Source organism: Amycolatopsis sp. AA4 (assembly GCF_002796545.1).
Classification (GTDB): Bacteria; Actinomycetota; Actinomycetes; order Mycobacteriales; family Pseudonocardiaceae; genus Amycolatopsis.
The window spans coordinates 2,883,468-2,901,738 of record NZ_CP024894.1 but is presented as its reverse complement, the minus strand read 5'-3'; the positions used below and the strand labels follow the sequence as shown (position 1 = coordinate 2,901,738).

20 protein-coding genes and 1 pseudogene are annotated in these 18,271 nt (G+C 69.4%); 11 read left to right on the top strand and 10 right to left on the bottom strand.

Translation table 11 applies throughout. The features are described from left to right. Positions 1-76: 76 nt before the first annotated feature. Complete coding sequence (locus CU254_RS13675) at positions 77-3,448, top strand: S8 family serine peptidase (protein WP_199785899.1); 3,372 nt, start codon at positions 77-79, stop codon at positions 3,446-3,448. A gap of 82 nt (positions 3,449-3,530) precedes the next feature. On the opposite strand, the gene CU254_RS13670 is transcribed toward CU254_RS13675, so the two are convergent. The 4 genes and pseudogenes from CU254_RS13670 to CU254_RS13665 form a co-directional block, all read right to left on the bottom strand. Then, positions 3,531-4,385 carry an IS3 family transposase gene (locus CU254_RS13670; RefSeq protein WP_009077419.1) on the bottom strand — a complete coding sequence of 285 codons (855 nt, stop codon included), beginning with the start codon at positions 4,383-4,385 and terminating at the stop codon, positions 3,531-3,533. Further along, positions 4,382-4,705 (bottom strand): helix-turn-helix domain-containing protein, encoded by a 324-nt coding sequence (locus CU254_RS44095; RefSeq protein ID WP_234392755.1) that lies wholly within the window; start codon positions 4,703-4,705, stop codon positions 4,382-4,384. Before CU254_RS44095 ends, CU254_RS13670 begins: the two co-directional genes overlap by 4 nt. A gap of 39 nt (positions 4,706-4,744) precedes the next feature. Further along, positions 4,745-4,816: pseudogene (locus CU254_RS44920) on the bottom strand (hypothetical protein); the annotation flags it as partial. A 203-nt stretch (positions 4,817-5,019) separates the two neighbouring features. Continuing rightward, a complete protein-coding gene (locus tag CU254_RS13665; protein ID WP_009076584.1) occupies positions 5,020-6,090 on the bottom strand; it encodes a TetR/AcrR family transcriptional regulator in 1,071 nt (356 codons plus the stop codon). Positions 6,091-6,178: 88 nt separating this feature from the next. Between CU254_RS13665 and CU254_RS13660 the strand changes: the two genes are divergently transcribed. The 3 genes from CU254_RS13660 to CU254_RS13650 all read left to right on the top strand — a co-directional run bounded on the left by CU254_RS13660 (position 6,179) and on the right by CU254_RS13650 (position 8,591). Beyond that, positions 6,179-7,315 carry a cytochrome P450 gene (locus CU254_RS13660; protein ID WP_037713559.1) on the top strand — a complete coding sequence of 379 codons (1,137 nt, stop codon included), beginning with the start codon at positions 6,179-6,181 and terminating at the stop codon, positions 7,313-7,315. Between the two features lie 85 nt (positions 7,316-7,400). Then, positions 7,401-7,994, top strand: a complete 594-nt coding sequence (locus CU254_RS13655) for an HdeD family acid-resistance protein (RefSeq protein WP_009076581.1) — start codon at positions 7,401-7,403, stop codon at positions 7,992-7,994. A 45-nt stretch (positions 7,995-8,039) separates the two neighbouring features. Next, positions 8,040-8,591, top strand: a complete 552-nt coding sequence (locus CU254_RS13650) for a DUF6069 family protein (RefSeq protein ID WP_009076579.1) — start codon at positions 8,040-8,042, stop codon at positions 8,589-8,591. Between the two features lie 105 nt (positions 8,592-8,696). Here the strand turns inward: CU254_RS13650 and CU254_RS13645 are convergent, their stop codons facing one another. Next, complete coding sequence (locus CU254_RS13645; RefSeq protein ID WP_009076577.1) at positions 8,697-9,548, bottom strand: NAD(P)H-binding protein; 852 nt, start codon at positions 9,546-9,548, stop codon at positions 8,697-8,699. Between the two features lie 88 nt (positions 9,549-9,636). On the opposite strand from CU254_RS13645, the gene CU254_RS13640 reads away from it, so the two are divergent. From CU254_RS13640 to CU254_RS44915, 3 genes are all read left to right on the top strand, one after another. Next, entirely contained in the window at positions 9,637-10,044 is a 408-nt protein-coding gene (locus tag CU254_RS13640) for a helix-turn-helix domain-containing protein (RefSeq protein ID WP_009076576.1), read from the top strand. Positions 10,045-10,099: 55 nt separating this feature from the next. Then, positions 10,100-10,453 (top strand): hypothetical protein, encoded by a 354-nt coding sequence (locus CU254_RS13635; RefSeq protein WP_009076574.1) that lies wholly within the window; start codon positions 10,100-10,102, stop codon positions 10,451-10,453. Positions 10,454-10,866: 413 nt separating this feature from the next. Further along, positions 10,867-10,989, top strand: a complete 123-nt coding sequence (locus tag CU254_RS44915; RefSeq protein WP_078561103.1) for a DUF2510 domain-containing protein — start codon at positions 10,867-10,869, stop codon at positions 10,987-10,989. Here the strand turns inward: CU254_RS44915 and CU254_RS13620 are convergent, their stop codons facing one another. Continuing rightward, entirely contained in the window at positions 10,990-11,553 is a 564-nt protein-coding gene (locus tag CU254_RS13620; RefSeq protein ID WP_009076573.1) for an HD family hydrolase, read from the bottom strand. Positions 11,554-11,565: 12 nt separating this feature from the next. Continuing rightward, positions 11,566-12,636: a helix-turn-helix transcriptional regulator gene (locus CU254_RS13615; protein ID WP_063631938.1), complete on the bottom strand. Its 1,071-nt coding sequence runs from the start codon at positions 12,634-12,636 to the stop codon at positions 11,566-11,568. Between the two features lie 857 nt (positions 12,637-13,493). Here CU254_RS13615 and CU254_RS44090 point away from each other — a divergent pair. From CU254_RS44090 to CU254_RS44620, 3 genes are all read left to right on the top strand, one after another. Continuing rightward, a complete protein-coding gene (locus CU254_RS44090) occupies positions 13,494-13,721 on the top strand; it encodes a helix-turn-helix domain-containing protein (protein WP_199785897.1) in 228 nt (75 codons plus the stop codon). Between the two features lie 434 nt (positions 13,722-14,155). Further along, positions 14,156-14,401, top strand: coding sequence for a helix-turn-helix transcriptional regulator (locus CU254_RS13595; protein ID WP_009076562.1), 246 nt, complete (start codon positions 14,156-14,158; stop codon positions 14,399-14,401). Between the two features lie 120 nt (positions 14,402-14,521). Next, positions 14,522-14,656 (top strand): hypothetical protein, encoded by a 135-nt coding sequence (locus CU254_RS44620; RefSeq protein ID WP_255409867.1) that lies wholly within the window; start codon positions 14,522-14,524, stop codon positions 14,654-14,656. Between the two features lie 177 nt (positions 14,657-14,833). Here CU254_RS44620 and CU254_RS13585 read toward each other — a convergent pair whose 3' ends face one another. Together CU254_RS13585 and CU254_RS13580 are read right to left on the bottom strand one after the other, a co-directional pair. Next, positions 14,834-15,988 carry an acyl-CoA dehydrogenase family protein gene (locus CU254_RS13585; protein ID WP_009076559.1) on the bottom strand — a complete coding sequence of 385 codons (1,155 nt, stop codon included), beginning with the start codon at positions 15,986-15,988 and terminating at the stop codon, positions 14,834-14,836. A 10-nt stretch (positions 15,989-15,998) separates the two neighbouring features. Next, complete coding sequence (locus CU254_RS13580) at positions 15,999-16,850, bottom strand: 3-hydroxybutyryl-CoA dehydrogenase (protein ID WP_009076557.1); 852 nt, start codon at positions 16,848-16,850, stop codon at positions 15,999-16,001. A 141-nt stretch (positions 16,851-16,991) separates the two neighbouring features. Between CU254_RS13580 and CU254_RS13575 the strand changes: the two genes are divergently transcribed. Next, complete coding sequence (locus tag CU254_RS13575) at positions 16,992-17,660, top strand: TetR/AcrR family transcriptional regulator (protein WP_037713554.1); 669 nt, start codon at positions 16,992-16,994, stop codon at positions 17,658-17,660. A 70-nt stretch (positions 17,661-17,730) separates the two neighbouring features. On the opposite strand, the gene CU254_RS13570 is transcribed toward CU254_RS13575, so the two are convergent. Then, entirely contained in the window at positions 17,731-18,270 is a 540-nt protein-coding gene (locus CU254_RS13570) for a YbaB/EbfC family nucleoid-associated protein (RefSeq protein ID WP_009076553.1), read from the bottom strand. Between the last annotated feature and the right edge of the window lies 1 nt (position 18,271).

Sequence of the window (18,271 nt, the reverse complement as noted above, 5' to 3'; positions counted from 1 at the left end):
GTAACTCACGAACCCTTCTAGCAGGAAGTGGGAACTGCACATGGGGCGTTCCTCGCGATCCGTTCGCGCCCTGGTCATGGCTGCGACCGGCAGCCTGGTGCTGGCCGGGGCGACCCAGCCGGCGCAGGCTGCCGCGCCCGCCGCCGCGGCCGAGACGGCACCGCAATCGGTGATCGTCGTCCTCGCGGACCAGCTGCCCAGCGCGCCGCCCACCAAGGCGGCGTCGGACACTCGCCGCGCCAAAGCCACCCAAGAACAGGACTCGGTGCTCGCCAAGCTCGCCGGCGCGGCGCCCGCCAAGGTCAAGCACTTCGCGCTGGGCAACGCGTTTTCCGCCACCGTAACGCCCGCGCAGGCCGCCCAGCTCGCGCACGACCCGGCGGTCGCGCAGGTGCTGCCGGACAGCAAGGTGACGCTGCCGGACGCCAAACCGAGCGCACCGGCCGCCGCGCCCAAGGCAGGCGGACCGGCCGCGCAGTCCGTTCCGAACGCGACCTGCCCGAGCGACCCGGCGAAACCGTTGCTGGAGCCCGAAGCGCTGACCTCGATCCGCGCGTACAGCACCACCGGCGGCAAGAGCGCGTCCGACCTGGCCAACGGCGCCGGCGTCAAGGTCGCGTTCCTCGCCGACAACATGGACCCGAACTACGCGGACTTCATCCGTCCCGACGGCAGCCATGTGTTCTCGGACTACCAGGACTTCTCCGGCGACGGCCCGAACACGACCGACGCCGGCGCCGAGGCCTTCGGCGACGCCTCCTCGATCGCCGCGCAGGGCGTCGTGGTGCACGACCTGTCGAAGTTCGTCAACGAGAAGCACCCGCTCCCGGCGGGCTGCAACATCGTCGTCAAGGGCGTCGCGCCGGGCGCGAGCCTGGTCGGACTGAACGTGTTCGGCAAGACCGCCACGAACTCCGCGGTGCTGCAGGCGATCGACTACGCGGTGACCGTCGACCACGTCGACGTGATCAACGAATCGCTCGGCCTCAACCAGTACCCGGATTCCAGCTCCCGCAACCTGTTCCAGGTCTTCAACGACCAGGCCGTGGCCGCGGGCGTCACGGTCACCGCGTCCAGCGGCGACGCGGGCACCACGTCCACGATCGGCAGCCCGGCCACCGACCCGCTGGTGATCTCGACCGGCGCGACGACCGACAACCGGCTGTACGCGCAGACCGGCTACGCGGCTTTCGGCTTCTCCAACGGGAAATGGGTGAGCGACAACATCTCCGCGCTGTCCTCGTCCGGCATCACGCAGAACGGCCGCACCATCGACCTCGTCGCACCCGGCGAGGGCAACTGGGCCGACTGCTCGCCGGCGTACGCGGAATGCCACAACTTCAACACCGTGCCGCAGCCGACCGACCTCGAGTCCTTCGGCGGCACCAGTGAATCCGCCCCGCTGACCGCGGGCGTCGCCGCGCTGGTGATCCAGAGTTACCGCAATTCGCACCACGGTGCGTCGCCGTCGCCCGCGCAGGTGAAGCAGATCATCACCAGCACCGCGCGCGACCTCAACCTCCCGGCCGACGAGCAGGGCGCGGGCCTTCTCGACGCGCGCGCGGCGGTCGAGGCGGCGCTCACCGCTCCGGGTTCGACCGGGGCGCCGGCCGGCGTTTCGTCGAACATCACGCTGTCGGCCGACCAGCTGACGCTGGAAGGCGCGCCGGGCAGCACGCAGCAGGCCTCGGTGAACGTCACCAACTCGGGCACCAAGCCGCTGACGGTCAGCACCGGCACGCGGACGTTCGCGCCGATCGGCACGCAGGCGCAGACCACCTCGTTCGACTCGACCAAGCTGCCGACGTTCCCGTACTTCAACGGCACCAACTGGGCGTACAAGAAGGTCACGTTCTCCGTGCCGAACGGCGCGCAGCGGCTGCTGGCGCGGATGGCCTGGCAGGGCAGCCCGAAGACGGTCAACGGCCAGTCGGTCACCCCGGTGGTGCGGCTGACGCTGCTCGCGCCGGACGGCACCTTCGTCGCCAACAGCCGTCCGCAGGGCGGGGCCGCGACCGCGAACTACGCCAACGTGGACGTCACGCGTCCGGCGGCGGGCACGTGGACCGCGGTGCTGTACTCGGCGTCCGGACCGGCCGGGTACACCGGTGACATCCAGCTGGCGACGACCGCGCAGCGGGCCGTCCCGTACGGCCAGGTCTCGCCGCAGATCCTGCAGCTCAACCCGGGTCAGACGAAGCCGGTGCACGTCTCCCTGCAGACCCCGAGCAGCGGCGGCGACGCGGACTACTCGATCGTCTTCGGCAGCTCCGACGGCCACCAGACCACCGTATCGGCCGTGCTGCGCGCGCTGATCCCGACGAAGAACGGCCCGGGCACGTTCAGCGGCACGATCACCGGCGGCAACGCCCGTGCCGTGTCGCCCGCGCAGACCTTCTCCTACGAGTTCGACGTCCCGCGCGGCAAGCGGGACCTCGACGTCGCGGTGAAGCTGCAGGATCCGGGCACGCTGCTCGACGGCGTCCTGGTCGACCCGAACGGCGAACTCGCCGACGTGAACAGCAACGCCTTCCTCGCCTCGGCCACCACGCTGGGGCAGGGCACCGGGTTGCAGCTCGTCGACGCGAACCCGCTGCCGGGCCGCTGGCACCTGGTGCTCGTCGTGCAGAACCCGGTGACGGGCAAGCAGATCGACCAGCCGTTCACCGGCACCGTCGGCTTCGACCAGGCCTCGGCCAGCGCCCCCGCGCTGCCGCAGTCCGCGTCGCTCGCGGCGGGCAAGGCGGTGACCGTGCCGGTGACGGTGCGCAACACCGGCATCGAACCGATCGCTATCGGCATCGACGCGCGCACGAACGCCCGGCAAACGCTGCAGCCGCAGCCGATCCAGGGGTCGACCGAGGTCAACCTGCCGGAGCTGAACGCGGACGCGCCGGTGTACTCGATTCCGCCGGAGACGAGCAAGTTCACCGTCGCGACGTCCTCGACCGTGCCCGCGCAGGCGGAAATCCAGGGTTCGGCGGCGGGCATCGACGTGCTCGGCGACCTGAAGTCCGCGCAGAACGGCAGCACGGTGTCGGTCGCGACGATCGGCGAGAAGACCGGCTACGTCACCAAGGGCGTCTGGTTCGCCGACGTGCAGGAGATCGGCCCGTTCGGTCCGGAAGGCGCGCCCGCCGGGCATTCGAGCTACACGGCGTCGATCCAGACGGCGGGCTTCGACGGTTCGGTGACGTCGTCGACCGGCGACCCGTACGGCCAGTCGGTGGACCCGAACGGCACCGGCGGCACGCCGCAGCTGGTGAAGCCGGGCGAGACCGCGACCATCCTGGTGACGATCACGCCGTCGGGCAACCGCGGCGACAAGGTGGCCGGGCACTTGAACATCGTGACCGTGCCTTCGCTGCCGACCGGCGTGACCGGTCTGCCGCAGGTCGGAACCGGTGAGGTGCTGGCGACTCTGCCGTACAGCTACCGCATCGGCTGATCTCGCGTTCCGTGAGGGGAACCCTGAGGGACTCTGAGTCCCTCTGAACTGGGCCCCGGAAGTTGGACTGGTTATGTAGAGGTTAGGCGGCGAGGGTCTGGGCCCGGTATTCGGCCGGGCTCAGGCCTTGGAGCGTGGTGGAGATGCGGGTGGTGTTGTACCAGTCGATGTAGTCGTGCAGTGCCGTGATGAACGTGTCGACGGTGTCGAACTTGGTGTGGTGGAAGAGTTCTTCTTTGAGGTGGCCGAAGAAGTTCTCGGCGACGGCGTTGTCCAGGCAGGTGGCTCGCCGGGACATCGACTGGGTCAGGCCGGCGTCGGCGAGCAGGGAGCGCCAGGAGGCGTGCCGGTACTGGAAGCCCTGGTCGGAGTGCACCAGCGGGCGGGCTCCGGCGGGCAGGGTCGCGATCGCGGCGCGCAGCGAGGAGTTCGTCAGCTCCAGCGTCGGGGACGGCCCGCAGGCGTAGGCGATCACGGACCGGTCGAACAGGTCGATCACGGGCGAGAGGTAGACCTTGCGGTCGCCGATGCGGAACTCGGTCACGTCGGTGACCCATTTGGTGTCCGGGGCCTCGGCGCCGAACTCGCGGTTGAGCAGGTTCTCGGCGGCCGTGCCGGGCCGGCCGGGCCAGGACCGGCGCCGGCGCGGCCGCCGGACCTGGCAGACCAGGCCGAGGGCGTTCATCAGCGCGAGCACGGTTTTCTTCGCCACCCGCCAGCCGGCGCGGGCCAGGACCGTGTGGATCCGCCGGTGCCCGTAGCGGCCGCGGGCGGCCTCGAACGCCTCGGCGATCGCGGCCTTGAGCCCGGCGTGCGGGTCGGGCCGGTCGGGCCGGGCCTGGTGGTAGAAGAACGTCGACCGGGCCAGGCCCGCGACCGCCAGCAGCACCGGCAGCGGATAGTCGGCCTTGAGGGCGGCGACGGCCTGGGTTTTCACCCTCGCCCCTGCTCCCTCAAGGCCCGCAATTTTTTTAGGTAGGCGTTCTCCGCCGACAGCCGCAGGTTCTCCGCCCGCAACCGCTCCAGCTCGCCGGGACCCGGCGAGTCCGCGACACCGGGCGGACGGCCTTTCGGCTTGGGCCGCAACGCGTCCTCTCCCTCGCGCCGATACGCCCGCGCCCAGTTCTCCACGAGTTTGGGCGAGGACAGCCCGTGCTCGCGCGCCAGCTCGGCCGCGGTCGCCTCGCCGCCGACATACCGGCGCACGACCTCCAGCTTGAACTCGAACGCGAACGACCGCCTGCCTGGCTTGTCCATCAGCGCTCCCGCGCTCCGCAGCCTCCAACGATCACGCAAGCGTCGCACGGCACCCGCCGACACCCCCAACCGGGACGCCACGGCCTTCGCGCCATACCCGTCCTCGAACAACGCAACAGCGGACGCCCGCTGCCACTCAGACAACGAACTGCGTGGATGCAACGAACCACTCCCCGGACAGCTGGAACTGGATTCCCAGTCCAACTTCCGGGGCGCAGTTCACTCAGGGTTCCCCTCACGAACGTCACGTGGGCCGGGAAGGCGTTCCCGGAAGCGCGCACGGCGACTGGTCCCGCAGTTGATTCCGCACCGTTTCAGCGCGGTTCCCCGGATCCGGCGGGCACGGTGCTCGTCGCGGCGGCGTGGCAGGCGCCGAAGCCCTCAGCGCGCAGCAGGATGTGTCCACTGTGGACCCGGAGCGCGGTCTCGGTCGCGTCGCTGACCGCCGAGACCCCGGCCGCCGCGGCTACCGCACCGGTCTCGTCCACGATCACGCGCACGTCCGGCCAGGCCGAGTGCGGGCACGAACGCTTCAGCAGGCCGCGCAGGTCCGCCAGCACCAGATTCGTCAACGGCACCAGCTCCCCCGGCTGCCCCGTGACCACGACCAGCGTGACGTCCTTGGCCGCGCGCAAGGCTTCCTCCGCGGCGGACAGCCGGTGCAGCCCGAGCACCGCGACCACCCCGTCGCCGTCGATGCGCGCTGGACGCTCGCGCAGGGCGTCGAAAACCTCTGGCGGAGACCAGGTTTCCCCGGCCGCTTTGGCTTGCGGCACGATCGGCGGCTCCGGCCAGGTGTCGCTCAATCCCAGCGCGGGCAACGCTTCGCACGCGCGCACGACGTTGAACGGCTCGCCGAAACCGGGTGCCGCGGCAGCCAGCTGGCTCGCCCCGTGCAGCATGGTCAGCGCCGCTTCCGCCACGCGCACCAGCCGTCCGGACGAGGGCGAAAGCCGTTCCAGCACAAGGCCGAGCACGATCGCGTCGAAGCGCAGCAACTGCGCGTACGGCCGGTGGGTGAGTTCGTCGGCGAGGATTTCCGGCAGCAGGTCGACGCCGAGGCGCGCGTCCGGGTCGGTGGCCAGCGGCAGCCTCGCCACCCACGCGCGGGCGAACGCGCCGAGCGCTTCGGCGGGCGTGAGACCTGGGTCCGGTTCGGGCGGCTGGGCGGCGAACCGCTCCGCTTCGGCGGCGAGCACGGCGAAGTAGAGGGCGCGTTTGCCGGGGAAGTTGGAGTAGACCGCGCCGCGGGTCAGCTCGGCGCGCTCGGCGATCACGTCGATCTTGGCGTCGCGGAACCCGCGTTCGGTGAACTCCTCGCGAGCGGCGGCCAGCACCTTCGCCCGGTTGCGCTCCTGAGTCTGCGCCCTGGTCAGCCGCGCCATCGTGAGTCCTCCCGGTCCGCTTCCTTGCCAAGATACCGCCACCATTCATATGATGAGATCATCTGAAGTGACCATTTGGAGGTCCGCCTTGTCCCCCGTTCCCGAACTCGACCTGACCGATCCGGCCGTCACGAGCGACCCGTTCGCCGCCTACGGAGCCGCCCGCGAACAGGGCCCGCTGGCCAAGCTGACCGGTCCCGGCTTCCCGCCGATGCGGGTGCTGACGCGGCACGCGGAGGCCCGCGCGATGCTCACCGACCAGCGGTTCGCCTTGAGCGAGGCCAGCTACCAGCGTCCGGACGTGCCGGAGCACTGCCGGCCGTATTTGCGGACCATGCAGGAGATGGAAGGGGCCGAGCACACCCGGCTGCGCCGTCTCGCCACGCCCGCGTTCGCCGCCCGCCGCGCACTGGACTTCCGTCCGGAGATCGAGAAAATCGTTGCCCGGTACCTGGACGCACTGCCCGAGGAAGGCCCGGTCGACCTGCTGGCCGAGTTCGCCCGGCCGCTGCCGATGGAGGTCATCTGCGCACTCGTCGGCGTGCCGGAAGCCGAACGGCCGCGCTGGCACGAGTACGGCGCGGCGGTCGTCCAGGTGTCCGGCGAGGGGTTCGCCACCGCCGTGCCCGGGATCATCGACAGCTCGCGGGCGCTGGTCGCGCATCCGGACAGCGCGCTGCTGGCGCATCTGACGAGCGCGGGCCTGACCGAAACGGAAGCCGTCGCGCTCGTCTGGCAGCTCGTGCTCGCCGGGCAGACTCCGGCGAACTTCATCGCCAATTCCGTCGAAACCCTGCTGACGCACCCGGATCAGCTCGAAGCGCTGCGCGCGGAACCGGAACTGTGGCCGGGCGCGGTCGAGGAATTGATGCGCTGGTGCGGTTCGCAGCTGCTGACGATCCCCCGGCTGGCGACCGAAGACCTGGACCTGCACGGCGTGCGGATCCGCCAGGGCGAGCCGGTGACCGCGTCGATCGCGGCGGCGAACCGGGACCCGCGCGTCTTCGCCGAGCCGGACCGGTTCGACGTCCGGCGTTCGGCCGGCGCCCACCTCGGTTTCGCGCACGGTCCGCATTTCTGCCTCGGCGCGTCGTTCGCGAGGGTGCAGGCGGAGGTGGCGCTGACCGCGCTGCTGGAGCGGTTCCCCGGATTGCGTGTCCTCGAGGCGAAGCGGGTACCCGACCCCGGGACGTGGCGGCTCGCCGGGCTGACGGTCGCGCGGTGACACCTGTTCGGGTGAGGTCCCGGCGGCGCTGCCCTGGTCCGGTTACCGTTTCGCCAGGTCAGCACGACACCCAGGGAGGCATCCGATGTCCACGTCCATTCCGCCCGTCCTCGGCTTCGCGGTGCTCGATCCGCGCCGCGCGTGGCCGCTCGTCCTCACGCGCGGGATCCTGGGCGTGCTGTTCGGCGTGCTGGCGCTGGTGTGGCCGGGGATCACCGTGCTGGCACTGGCCTTCCTGTTCGGCATCTACGTGCTGGTCGACGCGGTCGGCGCGCTGATGCAGGCGTTCCGGCCGGGCGACGGCGCGCACCGGATCGCGTACGCGCTGCTCGGCGTGCTGGGCCTGCTCGCCGGGATCATGACGCTGGTGTGGCCCGGGGTGACCGTGCTGGTGCTGGCGACGCTCGTCGGGGCGTGGGCGGTGGTCACCGGGATCATGGAAATCGTCGCCGCGATCCGGCTGCGCAAGCAGATCACCGGCGAGGCGTTTTTGATCGTCGCGGGCGCGCTTTCGGTGATCGCCGGGGTGCTGGTGCTCTTCCACCCGATCGCCGGCGCGTTCGGCGTCGCGCTGCTGATCGGGATTTACGCGGTGATTTACGGGGTAACCCTCGTGGTCCTGTCTTTCCGGCTGCGTTCGCTCGCGAAATCCGCCGACCCAGCGGAGCAGCCGAACTAGCGGGACAATCGGCAGCGACCGCTTTCGCGACGGAAGGACCGTTCGATGGGCCAGCAATACCCCGGCAATTACGGGGAGGACACCCGGCCAGGCATCGACGCCGCCAGGTTGTGGGCAGGCGGACTGGCCACCGCCGTGGTCGCCGCTCTCGTGGCGGTGGTGGGCCTGCTGATCGCGCGAGGCATCTTCGACGTGCCCGTGCTCGCCCCGAAGGGCGACGGCCTGTGGGGCAAAGCGAGCACCCCGACGTACGCCGTCTCCGCCGCCGCGGTGGCGTTGCTGGCGACCGGCCTGATGCACCTGCTGAGCGTGGCGACCCCCGCGCCGGGCCAGTTTTTCGGCTGGATCATGGTGCTCGTCACGGCCATCGCGGTGGTCGTGCCGCTGACCCTGACGGTGGGCCTGGAAGCGAAAATCGCCACGGCGGCGATCAACCTGGTGATCGGTTTGGTGATCGCTTCCCTGGTGAGCAGCATGGCGGCGAGCGCCCGGACGCTGCATCGGCGGAAGCGGAGCAGCCGGGCGGAGCAGCAGCCGCCTCCGCCCCCGCCCACGCGGCAGTGGCCGGAGGGGCCGACTACGTATTACGACCGCTGAGCCTTCGCCAGAGCTGCCGCGCACCGTCCGGACGGCGGATCGGGTTCCACCCCGATTGCCGCCGTCCTCTCGCGCGCGCCCCCAGCAGGTCCGCGACCTGTGCCTTCAGCGCCCCGCAGGAGCGAAATCGGCCGCGTGATCGGCCACCCACTGGGCGAAACTCCGTGCCGGAACCCCGGTGACGTCTTCCACCGTCGTCGTCGGCCGGTCGGGTTCGCGGCCCGCCAAAAGGGCGTACGCGTCGAGCATGGCGTCCGCGTACTTCGCCGGCATCCGCTCGAGGAGCGTTTCTCGCATCACCTCCCGCGGCACCTCCTCCCACCGGGTCTCGCGGCCGATCACCTCTCCGATCACGCGGACCTGCTCGACCTGCGTGAGCGCAGCGGGGCCGGTGAGGTCGTACTTGGCGCCGACGTGCCCGTCGGAAGTCAGCGCGGCCACCGCGACCGCCGCCATGTCGGCTTCGTGGATCAGCGTCGAGTACACCGAACCGTAAGCTCCGCGAACGACACCGTTCTCGCGAATTTGCGGCGCCCAGCCAAGCGTGTTGCTCGCGAAGCCGTGCGGTTGAAGGAACGTCCACTCCAGACTCGTGCGCTCGATCGCCTTCTCCACCGCACGATGGACCTGGCTGATCGCGTCGTCCGAATCACTGCGGGCAGCGGCCGAAGACAGCAGGACCAACCGACCGGCGCTGGCCGCGATGGTGTCCGCGATCGCCTCGGCCGGATCGCCGGAGATCAGCGGCCACATCAAAAAGGCAGACTTCGCCCCACGCAACGCGGCACGGAGACTGTCCACATCAGACAAATCACCGGGAACGACTTCGACGCCGTCGGGCAGATTGGCCTTCTCGGGCCGCCGAGCCAACGCGCGTACCGGAAGGCCGCGCTCGGCCAGCTGGGTTGTCACCTGACGGCCGACGTTGCCGGTAGCGCCGATCACCAAAACGGTCACGGGGAGTACCTCCTTGTGTCACAGTGAAGCTCACCCTAGGTTCTGGGCTAACTTTTGGTAAGAACACACCTTGAGGTAAGCTTCTGACATGGGAGTAAGCATCGAGGCAGGACGCCGAGCCGCCCCGGACCCGGGTGACGCGTTCAACAGCGACTGCCCCGGCCGGACAGTGCTCGACCACGTGTGCAGCCGGTGGGGCACGCTGATCCTGCTCTCGTTGCGCGAACGCCCGGCGCGCTTCTACGAACTGCGCGACGCGATCGGCGGAATCAGCGAAAAGATGCTGTCGCAGAACCTGCGCACCCTCACGCGCGACGGCTTGATCCATCGCGAGGTGGAGCCCGCTACGCCGCCCAAGGTGACGTACTCGCTGACCGACCTCGGACAGGAACTGACGACGCCGCTGCGGGGGCTGCTGGATTGGGTCCTCGTGCGGACGGTGGACGTGGTGAAGGCGCAGCGGAGGCATGATCGGCAGCACAAAGCCGGGGCTTGACCGCTGGGCGACGCGCGGAGCGCCCTGGCCGCGTTGACTCGGTAGGGTTTGCGGGGTGACAGCTGCGTCGGGGAAACGGCCGAAACCCGTCGATCAGTGCCAGGACGTGCACGAGATCCTCGACCAGATCCGGCTTCGCCCGAAGATGCGGCTGCGGCAACGTTCTCTGCGGGACTTGCAGATCCTCCTCCTCGGCTACGGCGTCGCCCTGGACGTGCACGGAATCGACGAGGAGTTCGAGTGGCGGCCCGTCGGCCCGTTCGCCCAATGGCTCGAGGCTCGTTTCGGCTGGCCGATGGCCTTGGGATGGGCGGCCGCCGTCGAAGAGCACGCCGACGGCGAGGACCCGCTGGACGTGTTCTTCCGGCTCCGCGACGAGTACCGGGCCGTGAGCCGCGAGCGCGCCTGAACTACCGGAGCGAGGACCTCAGCCCTTCAGCAACTGCCGAGCCATCACCAGACGCTGGATCTGGTTCGTGCCCTCGTAAATCTGCGTGCTTGAGGAAGAGCATAAGGCTGACCAGGGCGGACATTTTCGATCTTGCCGCTGGACCTGCAGATCGGGCGTTTGTCTTCGTTGGCTCACGACGGCACCGATTGGCTGTCCCACGGAACAGAGACGGAACACGGCAAGATCATCAGCGACCCGGCGCGCAGCGGGTTGGCTCCGATGATCCCCGCCGCGCCCTGGAGGGGTCATGAGCCCGGCGGTTGCGCAGTACTTGGTGCTCGGCATAGTCATCCTCGCCGCGCTAGCCATCTTGGCCGGAATACCGACGCTCATCGCGGTGATGGTGAAGGGGCCGAACCGCAGCGCAGCAGCTGTGCAACTCGCCGCTGGGCACTCCCCCGGGCTGGTATCCGCCGCCGCAGCAGCCGGGCCAGTTGCAGTGGTGGAACGGCACCAGTTGGGCCGACAGCTTCACGCTCCCGGCATCTCAGTAATCAGCGACCTCGCCATGCCAACGGGGACAGCGTCACCGCGGCCTCGGCGATCCGTCGAGCTGCCTCGGTCGCGAGTCCCTTGCGACCGGAGTCAATCCACCCGGCAACCCGCTCGACCCCGATTTCGCGGTATTCGATGGCCTGCAACAGCATTTCGAGCTTGTCAGCGTCCTTCGCGCATTTTGCTTCGAGTGTCTCCCGGGTCTCGTACTCGTCGACCGCGGCCCGCACTACGTCGCGGGTGCCGCCGGGCAGCCCGCCGGTCTGGTCTGCGGTGATCTCTCGCGGTTCAGGCTTGGCCAGGTACTTGCCCGCGGTGTGCGGGATGTCGCCGGTGCGGGTCTCCTGGGTGTCGTGCCAGATCGCGAGGAACGCGGCCCGCTCCGGGTTCGCGCCTTCCTCGGCGGCGAGCAGCGCCGCGATCTGCGCGGCGCGCAAGCTGTGCTCCGCGACCGATTCCGGGTCGCGGACGCCGACCTGCCACCAGCCCGCACGGCGGATGCGCTTGAGCAGCCCGAGTTCGTAGCCGAACGCGGCGAGGGCGGCGGCGGTTTCGTCTGGCATGAAGTGATCTCCCTATCGGTCGGCGAGACGCAGAGCGTAGTGAAGTCCGGCGACCTGGTCACGTCCCTGACGTGACAGCACGTCGTCCGACGAGAGCACGTCCAGTGCCTCGGCCAGTGCGTCCCGTTCGCCGGACCGTTCGGTCAGCAGGGCAGGACGACTGGCCACGAGCGAGTGCATCGTGTGCAGGTTGAGCGGGAGGTGCGGCGAAGCCGGGTCGAGCCGACCGACCAGATGGTGAAACAGCCGGATTCCCGACCATGTTCGGGTGTCGGCCTCAGCCATGAAGTGATCGTCGGCCTGGTCGTCTTGCAACTCGCCGATCCAATGCGCCCAGTAGTTGAGATTCGCGATCTCGGCGTCAGTGTCTGCGGTGCGCGCGACGAAGTCGTGCAGGTGTGCGCCGTCGCCGATTGACGCGAGCGCGACGGATGCCGAGCGGGCCTCGAGGAGCCTGGTCACGTCGCCGTCGGCGATCGCTCGGCGGCCGGCGTTTGCCCATTCCCCTCGCAGCCACTGCACGACCTCGCCGCGCCGGTCGAACCCAAGCAGGTACACAGCTTGCCGGCGCAGCAGCGCCTCGCCCGGGAGCACCCCGCGCTCAGCGACGGTCAGCAGGTGGTCGAAGAACCGGGTTCGTGCGTCGGCGCTCATCGTGGGGCCGGGCGCGACGGGACCACGGCGAGGCGCCTTCGGCCCGAACACCCCGAGTTCGGACGGCAGGTGCCCAGTGAACGGCCACGTGATCATGTTCGTGAGCGTCTTGCGGTGCACACTCGCAGCCAGCGGATGCAACTCGGGGTCTACCCACGCGTCTCCGGCGGTGGAACCGGTCGAGAGAACGAGATCGGCTTCGACGGCCGTGCGCAGGTGCCGCCCAGTCGAGGCAGGCGCGCCCAAGCGGGGCAACCGGGCACAGAGACGGGCGAAGTCCCCCGCGTTCATCGCCGAGAGGGGCCTGCGCCCCGACTCCCACCCCTGAACGGTGCTTCCGTCGACCGCTAGCCGTTCCGCTAGGCGCTCTTGCGTAAGCCCCGCGGACTCGCGCGCCAACTTGAGCACGTACCCCGAGACGACACCCATTGACCGGGAACCCTGGCTCCCGGTCAGTGTTGCCGACACTCCGCCCACGGACGCCCCCGTCTTGGCTGTTCCAGCCGAACCGTACCCGTACTCGCGGTCCGTTCTGTTTGCTCTCCGGCGATCGTAGCGTCACTTATCGAAGTTGCAGACCCGCTGACCAGTCAAAACGCTGAGGGGGTGGTCTCGAGTGCCAGCAATGATCTACATCGACCCGGCAGCAATCCTTCCTGTGATCGACAATGTGTGGCACCGCACCCGTCTCTCTGGCATCCCGGCGCCGGGCCAGGGCCTCACAATGCTGTGCGGAGAAACCGCGGTTGCGGAGTTCGAGACTCTCGATAAGCGTCGGATGCACGGTGCGCCGACCCAATGCCCGTACTGCGATGTGGTGTACCGCCGCTCACTCGGCTGGACGGTTCCGAAGGGTCACCCCGGCCTGCAGCCGCGACCCCGACAGCCGAGGCCTGTGCCATGACCGCGGCTAATCCTCACAATCACGGCCGCGCCTACCGGCGTCGCTACTACTCCGACGACGAGAACGGCGTCAACCCTCTCTTGCTGTTCGCCGCCTGGCTGCGTGGAGAACCAGGCTTTGCGCGCTCTGCCCCGGTCCGGCCGCGGACACGCATACGGCTCGCCTGCAAGGCCTGCCGGGCGACCGCGAAAGCGACTGACCACCGGTGCGGCGAATGCGGCGAACCCTTCTGGACCTGCGGCAAATAGCTCCCACAGACGGCGAGGACAGGACACCGGATGGAAACGCCCGACGAGGCGCGCGCAACGGATCAAGCGGAATCGCGCAAGCACACGGCCTGTCGCTGAGCTGGACTGGGCGGCTGTTGCGCCAGCAGGGTGCGGTGCTTCCGCCGATCCGGCAGGGCGTCAGGCGTGCCGACCTGCCTGTCGCGGAGATCATCCGCAAGTACGAGAAGGGGGCGTCGATGCAAGCACTGGCGGACGAAAACAACCCGTCGTACGGCACCATCCACCGGCTGCTGATCAAGAACAAGGTGCGGATCCGGCCGCACGGCGGCCAGAACGCCATCGAGTTCTCACCCCTGCTGGCTCCCCGACCCCGCCAGTAACCGAGACCAACGCCGCCCGGCGGCGCGCTTTCTCCGACGAGGCGCGCCGACCGGGCTGTCGGGCTGCCCACGTTTCCACGACGGAATGAGGACAGCAGATGGGACGCGACCGAGCAGGCAAGAGCCCCACCACCCCGGTATCCGGCAAGGACCACCGGACGACCAAGCCCACAGAGAAGAACTCCACTCCGCAACCCCGGCCGATACAGCCCGACCGCCCCCACCCGAAACGGAAGCATTAGCCATGCCTGACCGCCGCGAGATGCGCAGTTGCCTAGCGGCCGGGCGGGAAGGCAACCTGGTCTACGGGTCTCCGCCGAGCCGCCCGCCACAGCAGCCGACCGGTCCGACCCTGCCCGGCGGCGGCTACCGGTCGACCCGCTTCAGGTGGCTTTCCAACCCTCCACCGCCGGACGACGAGTAGAATCGAGGCCATGCGGGCGGCCCGGGAGATGGACAGGCTGGCGACGACGTTTCTGATCGGAGGCACCGACGCCCGCTTCACCGCTGTGGCTCTCCGGCGGGACACGGGGCTGCGCAGTTCCCGGATGCTTCCGTTATTGGACGAGATGAAGCGGCTCGGCTGGATCACCACCGAGTGGCCCGAAACCGACCCGGCTCGGGCGCAGTGCTACTACCGGCTGACCGAGCGCGGCCGGGAAGAACTGTCCGACGCCTAGCCCGTTCAGCGGGTGTGGCAGGAAACTTCACGGGCGGCTACGTCCAGGCCACAGGGCTGGTTTGATGGCTGCCGCGTTCGGGTGCCCGGCTCAGCGGCGACTCGCGGACGGAGCCGGTACGTGACCACCCGCAAGGAGGGCACGCACCAACTCCGCCACTGCTACGCCTCGGTCAGGCTCGCCGCGCGCGTGTCGATCCGCGAGCTGGCGGAGTACCTTGGCCACGCCGAGCCGGTGTTCACACTCCGGGTCTAGGGCCACCTCCTGCCCGACTCGCACGACCGCGCGCGGCAGGCAATCGAGCTCCGCCTGTTCCGTCCTCGCGCCGTCGGCTGACGGAACATAGACGGAACAGGCGGAGCAACGATCAACGCCAACCCGACAACGGAGTAGGCATGCGAGCCGAAGAAAGTGGCCGCGAGCTGGGGATTTTCAGCCCTTCAGCAACTGCCGAGCCATCACCAGACGCTGGATCTGGTTCGTGCCCTCGTAAATCTGGGTGATCTTCGCGTCCCGCATCATGCGCTCCAGCGGGAAGTCGCGCGTGTAGCCGTACCCGCCCAGCAGCTGGACCGCGTCCGTCGTCACGCTCATCGCCACGTCCGACGCGTGGCACTTCGCCGCCGCGCCGAAGAAGGACAGGTCGTCGTCCCCGCGCTCGGACTTGGCGGCAGCGGTGTACACCATCTGGCGCGCCGTCTCCACGGCCATCGCCATGTCCGCCAGCATGAACTGGATGCCCTGGAAGTCCGCGATGTGCTTGCCGAACTGCTTGCGCTCCTTGACATACGCCAGCGCGTGGTCCAGTGCGCCCTGCGCGATGCCGACCGCCTGGGCGGCGATCGTCACCCGGGTGTGGTCCAGCGTCTTCAGCGCGATCTTCAGGCCCTGGCCCGGCTCGCCGACGATGCGGTCGCCCGGGATGCGGACCTGGTCGAAGAGCAGTTCACGCGTCGGCGAGCCCTTGATGCCCAGCTTCTTTTCCTTGGCGCCGAAGGAAAAGCCCGGGTCGGACTTCTCGACCACGAAGGCAGTCACGTTGGCGCCGCGACGGCCGTCCGGGTCGGTGACTGCCAGAACCGTGTAGTACTCGGAGAATCCCGCGTTGGTGATCCACGACTTCTGTCCGTTCAGGATCCAGTCGTCCCCGGACGGGGTGGCGCGGCACCGCATCGAGGCGGTGTCCGAGCCCGCGTCGCGTTCGGACAGTCCATACGAGAATCCGGCCTCGCCCGAAGCCAGCGGGGGCAGGTACTTCGCCTTGACGTCCTCGTTCGCGGCCAGGATCAGCGGCAGGCTGCCGAGTTTGTTCACCGCGGGGATGAGCGACGACGAAGCGCACACGCGCGCCACTTCTTCGATCACGATGCAGGTGGCCAGCGCGTCGGCCCCGGCGCCGCCGTATTGTTCCGTCACGTGCGGGGCGTGGAAGTCCGACGCGACCAGTGCGTCGTAGGACGCTTTGGGGAATTCTTCGCGCTCGTCGGCCTCCGCGGCGTGCGGGGCGATTTGCTCTTCGGCGACCGCGCGGACGGCCTCGCGGATCGCTTCGTGGTCTTCGTTGATTTTGAACAGGTCGAAGCTCATCGGAGATCTCCTAGTAGGTGTAGAAACCGCGGCCGGTCTTGCGGCCGAGCAGGCCCGCGTCGACCATCCGGGCCAGCAGCGGCGGCGGCGCGTACAGCGGCTCCTTGAACTCCTCGTACAGCGATTCCGCGACCGCCTTCGTGGTGTCCAGGCCGATCAGGTCGGCCAGCGCGAGCGGGCCCTGCGGGTGCGCGGCGCCGCGCACGAGGCCCTCGTCGATGGCTTCCTTCGTCGCGAAGCCCGACTCCAGCATGCGCACGGCGGCGAGGATGAACGGGATCAGCAGCGCGTTCACCACGAAACCGGCCCGGTCCTGGCACAGGATCGCGTGCTTGCCCAGGGTCTCCTCGGCGAACTTCCGCGCGCGGTCGGTGGTCTCGTCGCCGGTGAGCAGGCTCGGCACCAGTTCGACCAGCGGCAGGACCGGCACCGGGTTGAAGAAGTGGATGCCGAGCACCTGCGCCGGGCGTTCGGTCGCGGTGCCGAGCTTCATGATCGGGATGGACGACGTGTTGGAGGCCAGCACCGCGTCCGGCGCGGCGACGATCTTGTCCAGCTTCCCGAACAGCTCCGCCTTGACCGCCTCGTTCTCCACGATCGCCTCGACGACGAGCGTGCGGTCGGCCAGGTCGTCGAGGTTTTCGGTGATCCGGATCCGCTCCAGCACCTCGGCCGCGGACGCGATCTTCCCCTTGCGCTCGGCCCGGCCCAGCGACGCCTCCAGCCGCGCCCGGCCCGCGTCGGCGGCGGCCCGGCTCGATTCGACCGCCACGACGTCCAGCCCGGCCCGGGCGCACACCTCGGCGATCCCCGCCCCCATCTGGCCGCAGCCGACCACGCCGACGAGCTCCACGTGCCTCACCCATCCCTTCCGGTACTTGGTTTCATGATGACGGTACTCAGTACCGGCGAGTAGGCGAGAGCGGGGTGGCCCACGTCACCCTGCTCGCCGGCGGCCGCGGCCGATTAGGCTGGCCGCAGCGTGCGTGCGAAAGGTGGCCCGATGCCCGAGAAACCGGCCAAGCAACGGCTGACCGAGGCCGCGTTCGCGCTGTTCGAGGAGCGCGGCTACGACCAGACGACGGTGGACGACATCACCGACCGCGCAGGCGTCGGGCGCAGCACGTTCTTCCGCGCCTTCCGGTCCAAAGAGGACGTCATCTTCCCGGACCACGAGGTCCTGCTGAGCGCGATCGAGGCCCGGCTCGCCGGATCCGACCCGCGCACCGCGATCGTCGCGGTCACCGAGGCCGCGCGGCTGGTACTGCGGCACTACGTCGCGGAGGGCGACCTGGCACTGGCGCGGTACCGGCTGACCCGCAGCGTGCCCGCGTTGCGCGCGCGGGAAATCGCGGGCACGCGCCAGTATCAGCGGCTGTTCCAGGAATTCGTCCACCGCTGGATGGGCGGCGGAGAAGACACCGCGTTACGCGCCGAACTCATGGCGGCGGCGGTGGTGACCGCCCACAACCACGTCCTGCGGCGCTGGCTGCGCGGACAGGCGACGGACCCGGAAGCGGCCTTCGACGCGGCGATGGCGGACACGGTCGCGTTGTTCGGCAACACGGGCGAGACGGAAACGACGGTGGTTGCTTTCCGTACCGGCAAGGATCTTTCCGCGGTGTTGCCTGGGTTGCGCAAGCTGCTCGGGGACGAGGGCACGCTCGGTTGACCGGACTGCGTGCAGCCCCGATGACCCCGAGACCGAGAGCGTTCCGCACCGGGAACGCTCGGCTGAGCGGCTACCAGGCCTCGTCGAACCGCACGCCCGCCTCGTACCAGTCCTCGTCGCTCACCGGGCGTTCCGGTTCCGTCGGAGGCTCGGGGTCGGCGGTGCGGTTGCGAAGGTAGTCCCCCTCGCCTGGTACGGCGGATGCACTTGCCGCTTGCCGAGGTTTCTCCGGCGCAGCAACGGGTTTGGGCTCGGCCGGTGAAGCAGGCGGCCGCGCTTCGGCGGGTGGAGCCGACCGCCGAGGAGCTGCGGGGGCCGCCTCGGGCGTGAATTCGGCCCGCCACTTCAGGCGGTCCATCACGTACCCGCGGGTGCCGAGCGGAGCCAGCAGCGCCGCGGTCCGGTTCGCCGATTCCCGCTGCGCTTCGGCGTACGTGTGCAGCACCAACGCGGCCAGCTCGTCCGGCGGCAGATTCCGCACGGCGCCAGAGAGTTTGAGTCCAGTGAGGACACCGTCGGTGTTGACGGTGGCGGTGACCGCGTTGCCGGGCGAGGACGCCTCGACCGACAACGCGGACAAAGCCTGGACCAGTTCTTCCGGACCGGCCACG

What these genes read in the sequence shown, in the direction of transcription:
- CU254_RS13675 (WP_199785899.1), top strand. Translation starts at nt 77, where the DNA reads ATGGCTGCGACCGGCAGCCTGGTGCTGGCCGGGGCGACCCAGCCGGCG.
- CU254_RS44095 (WP_234392755.1), bottom strand. Translation starts at nt 4,705, where the DNA reads ATGGACAAGCCAGGCAGGCGGTCGTTCGCGTTCGAGTTCAAGCTGGAG.
- CU254_RS13665 (WP_009076584.1), bottom strand. Translation starts at nt 6,090, where the DNA reads ATGGCGCGGCTGACCAGGGCGCAGACTCAGGAGCGCAACCGGGCGAAG.
- CU254_RS13655 (WP_009076581.1), top strand. Translation starts at nt 7,401, where the DNA reads ATGTCCACGTCCATTCCGCCCGTCCTCGGCTTCGCGGTGCTCGATCCG.
- CU254_RS13650 (WP_009076579.1), top strand. Translation starts at nt 8,040, where the DNA reads ATGGGCCAGCAATACCCCGGCAATTACGGGGAGGACACCCGGCCAGGC.
- CU254_RS13640 (WP_009076576.1), top strand. Translation starts at nt 9,637, where the DNA reads ATGGGAGTAAGCATCGAGGCAGGACGCCGAGCCGCCCCGGACCCGGGT.
- CU254_RS13620 (WP_009076573.1), bottom strand. Translation starts at nt 11,553, where the DNA reads ATGCCAGACGAAACCGCCGCCGCCCTCGCCGCGTTCGGCTACGAACTC.
- CU254_RS13615 (WP_063631938.1), bottom strand. Translation starts at nt 12,636, where the DNA reads ATGGGTGTCGTCTCGGGGTACGTGCTCAAGTTGGCGCGCGAGTCCGCG.
- CU254_RS13595 (WP_009076562.1), top strand. Translation starts at nt 14,156, where the DNA reads ATGCGGGCGGCCCGGGAGATGGACAGGCTGGCGACGACGTTTCTGATC.
- CU254_RS13585 (WP_009076559.1), bottom strand. Translation starts at nt 15,988, where the DNA reads ATGAGCTTCGACCTGTTCAAAATCAACGAAGACCACGAAGCGATCCGC.
- CU254_RS13575 (WP_037713554.1), top strand. Translation starts at nt 16,992, where the DNA reads ATGCCCGAGAAACCGGCCAAGCAACGGCTGACCGAGGCCGCGTTCGCG.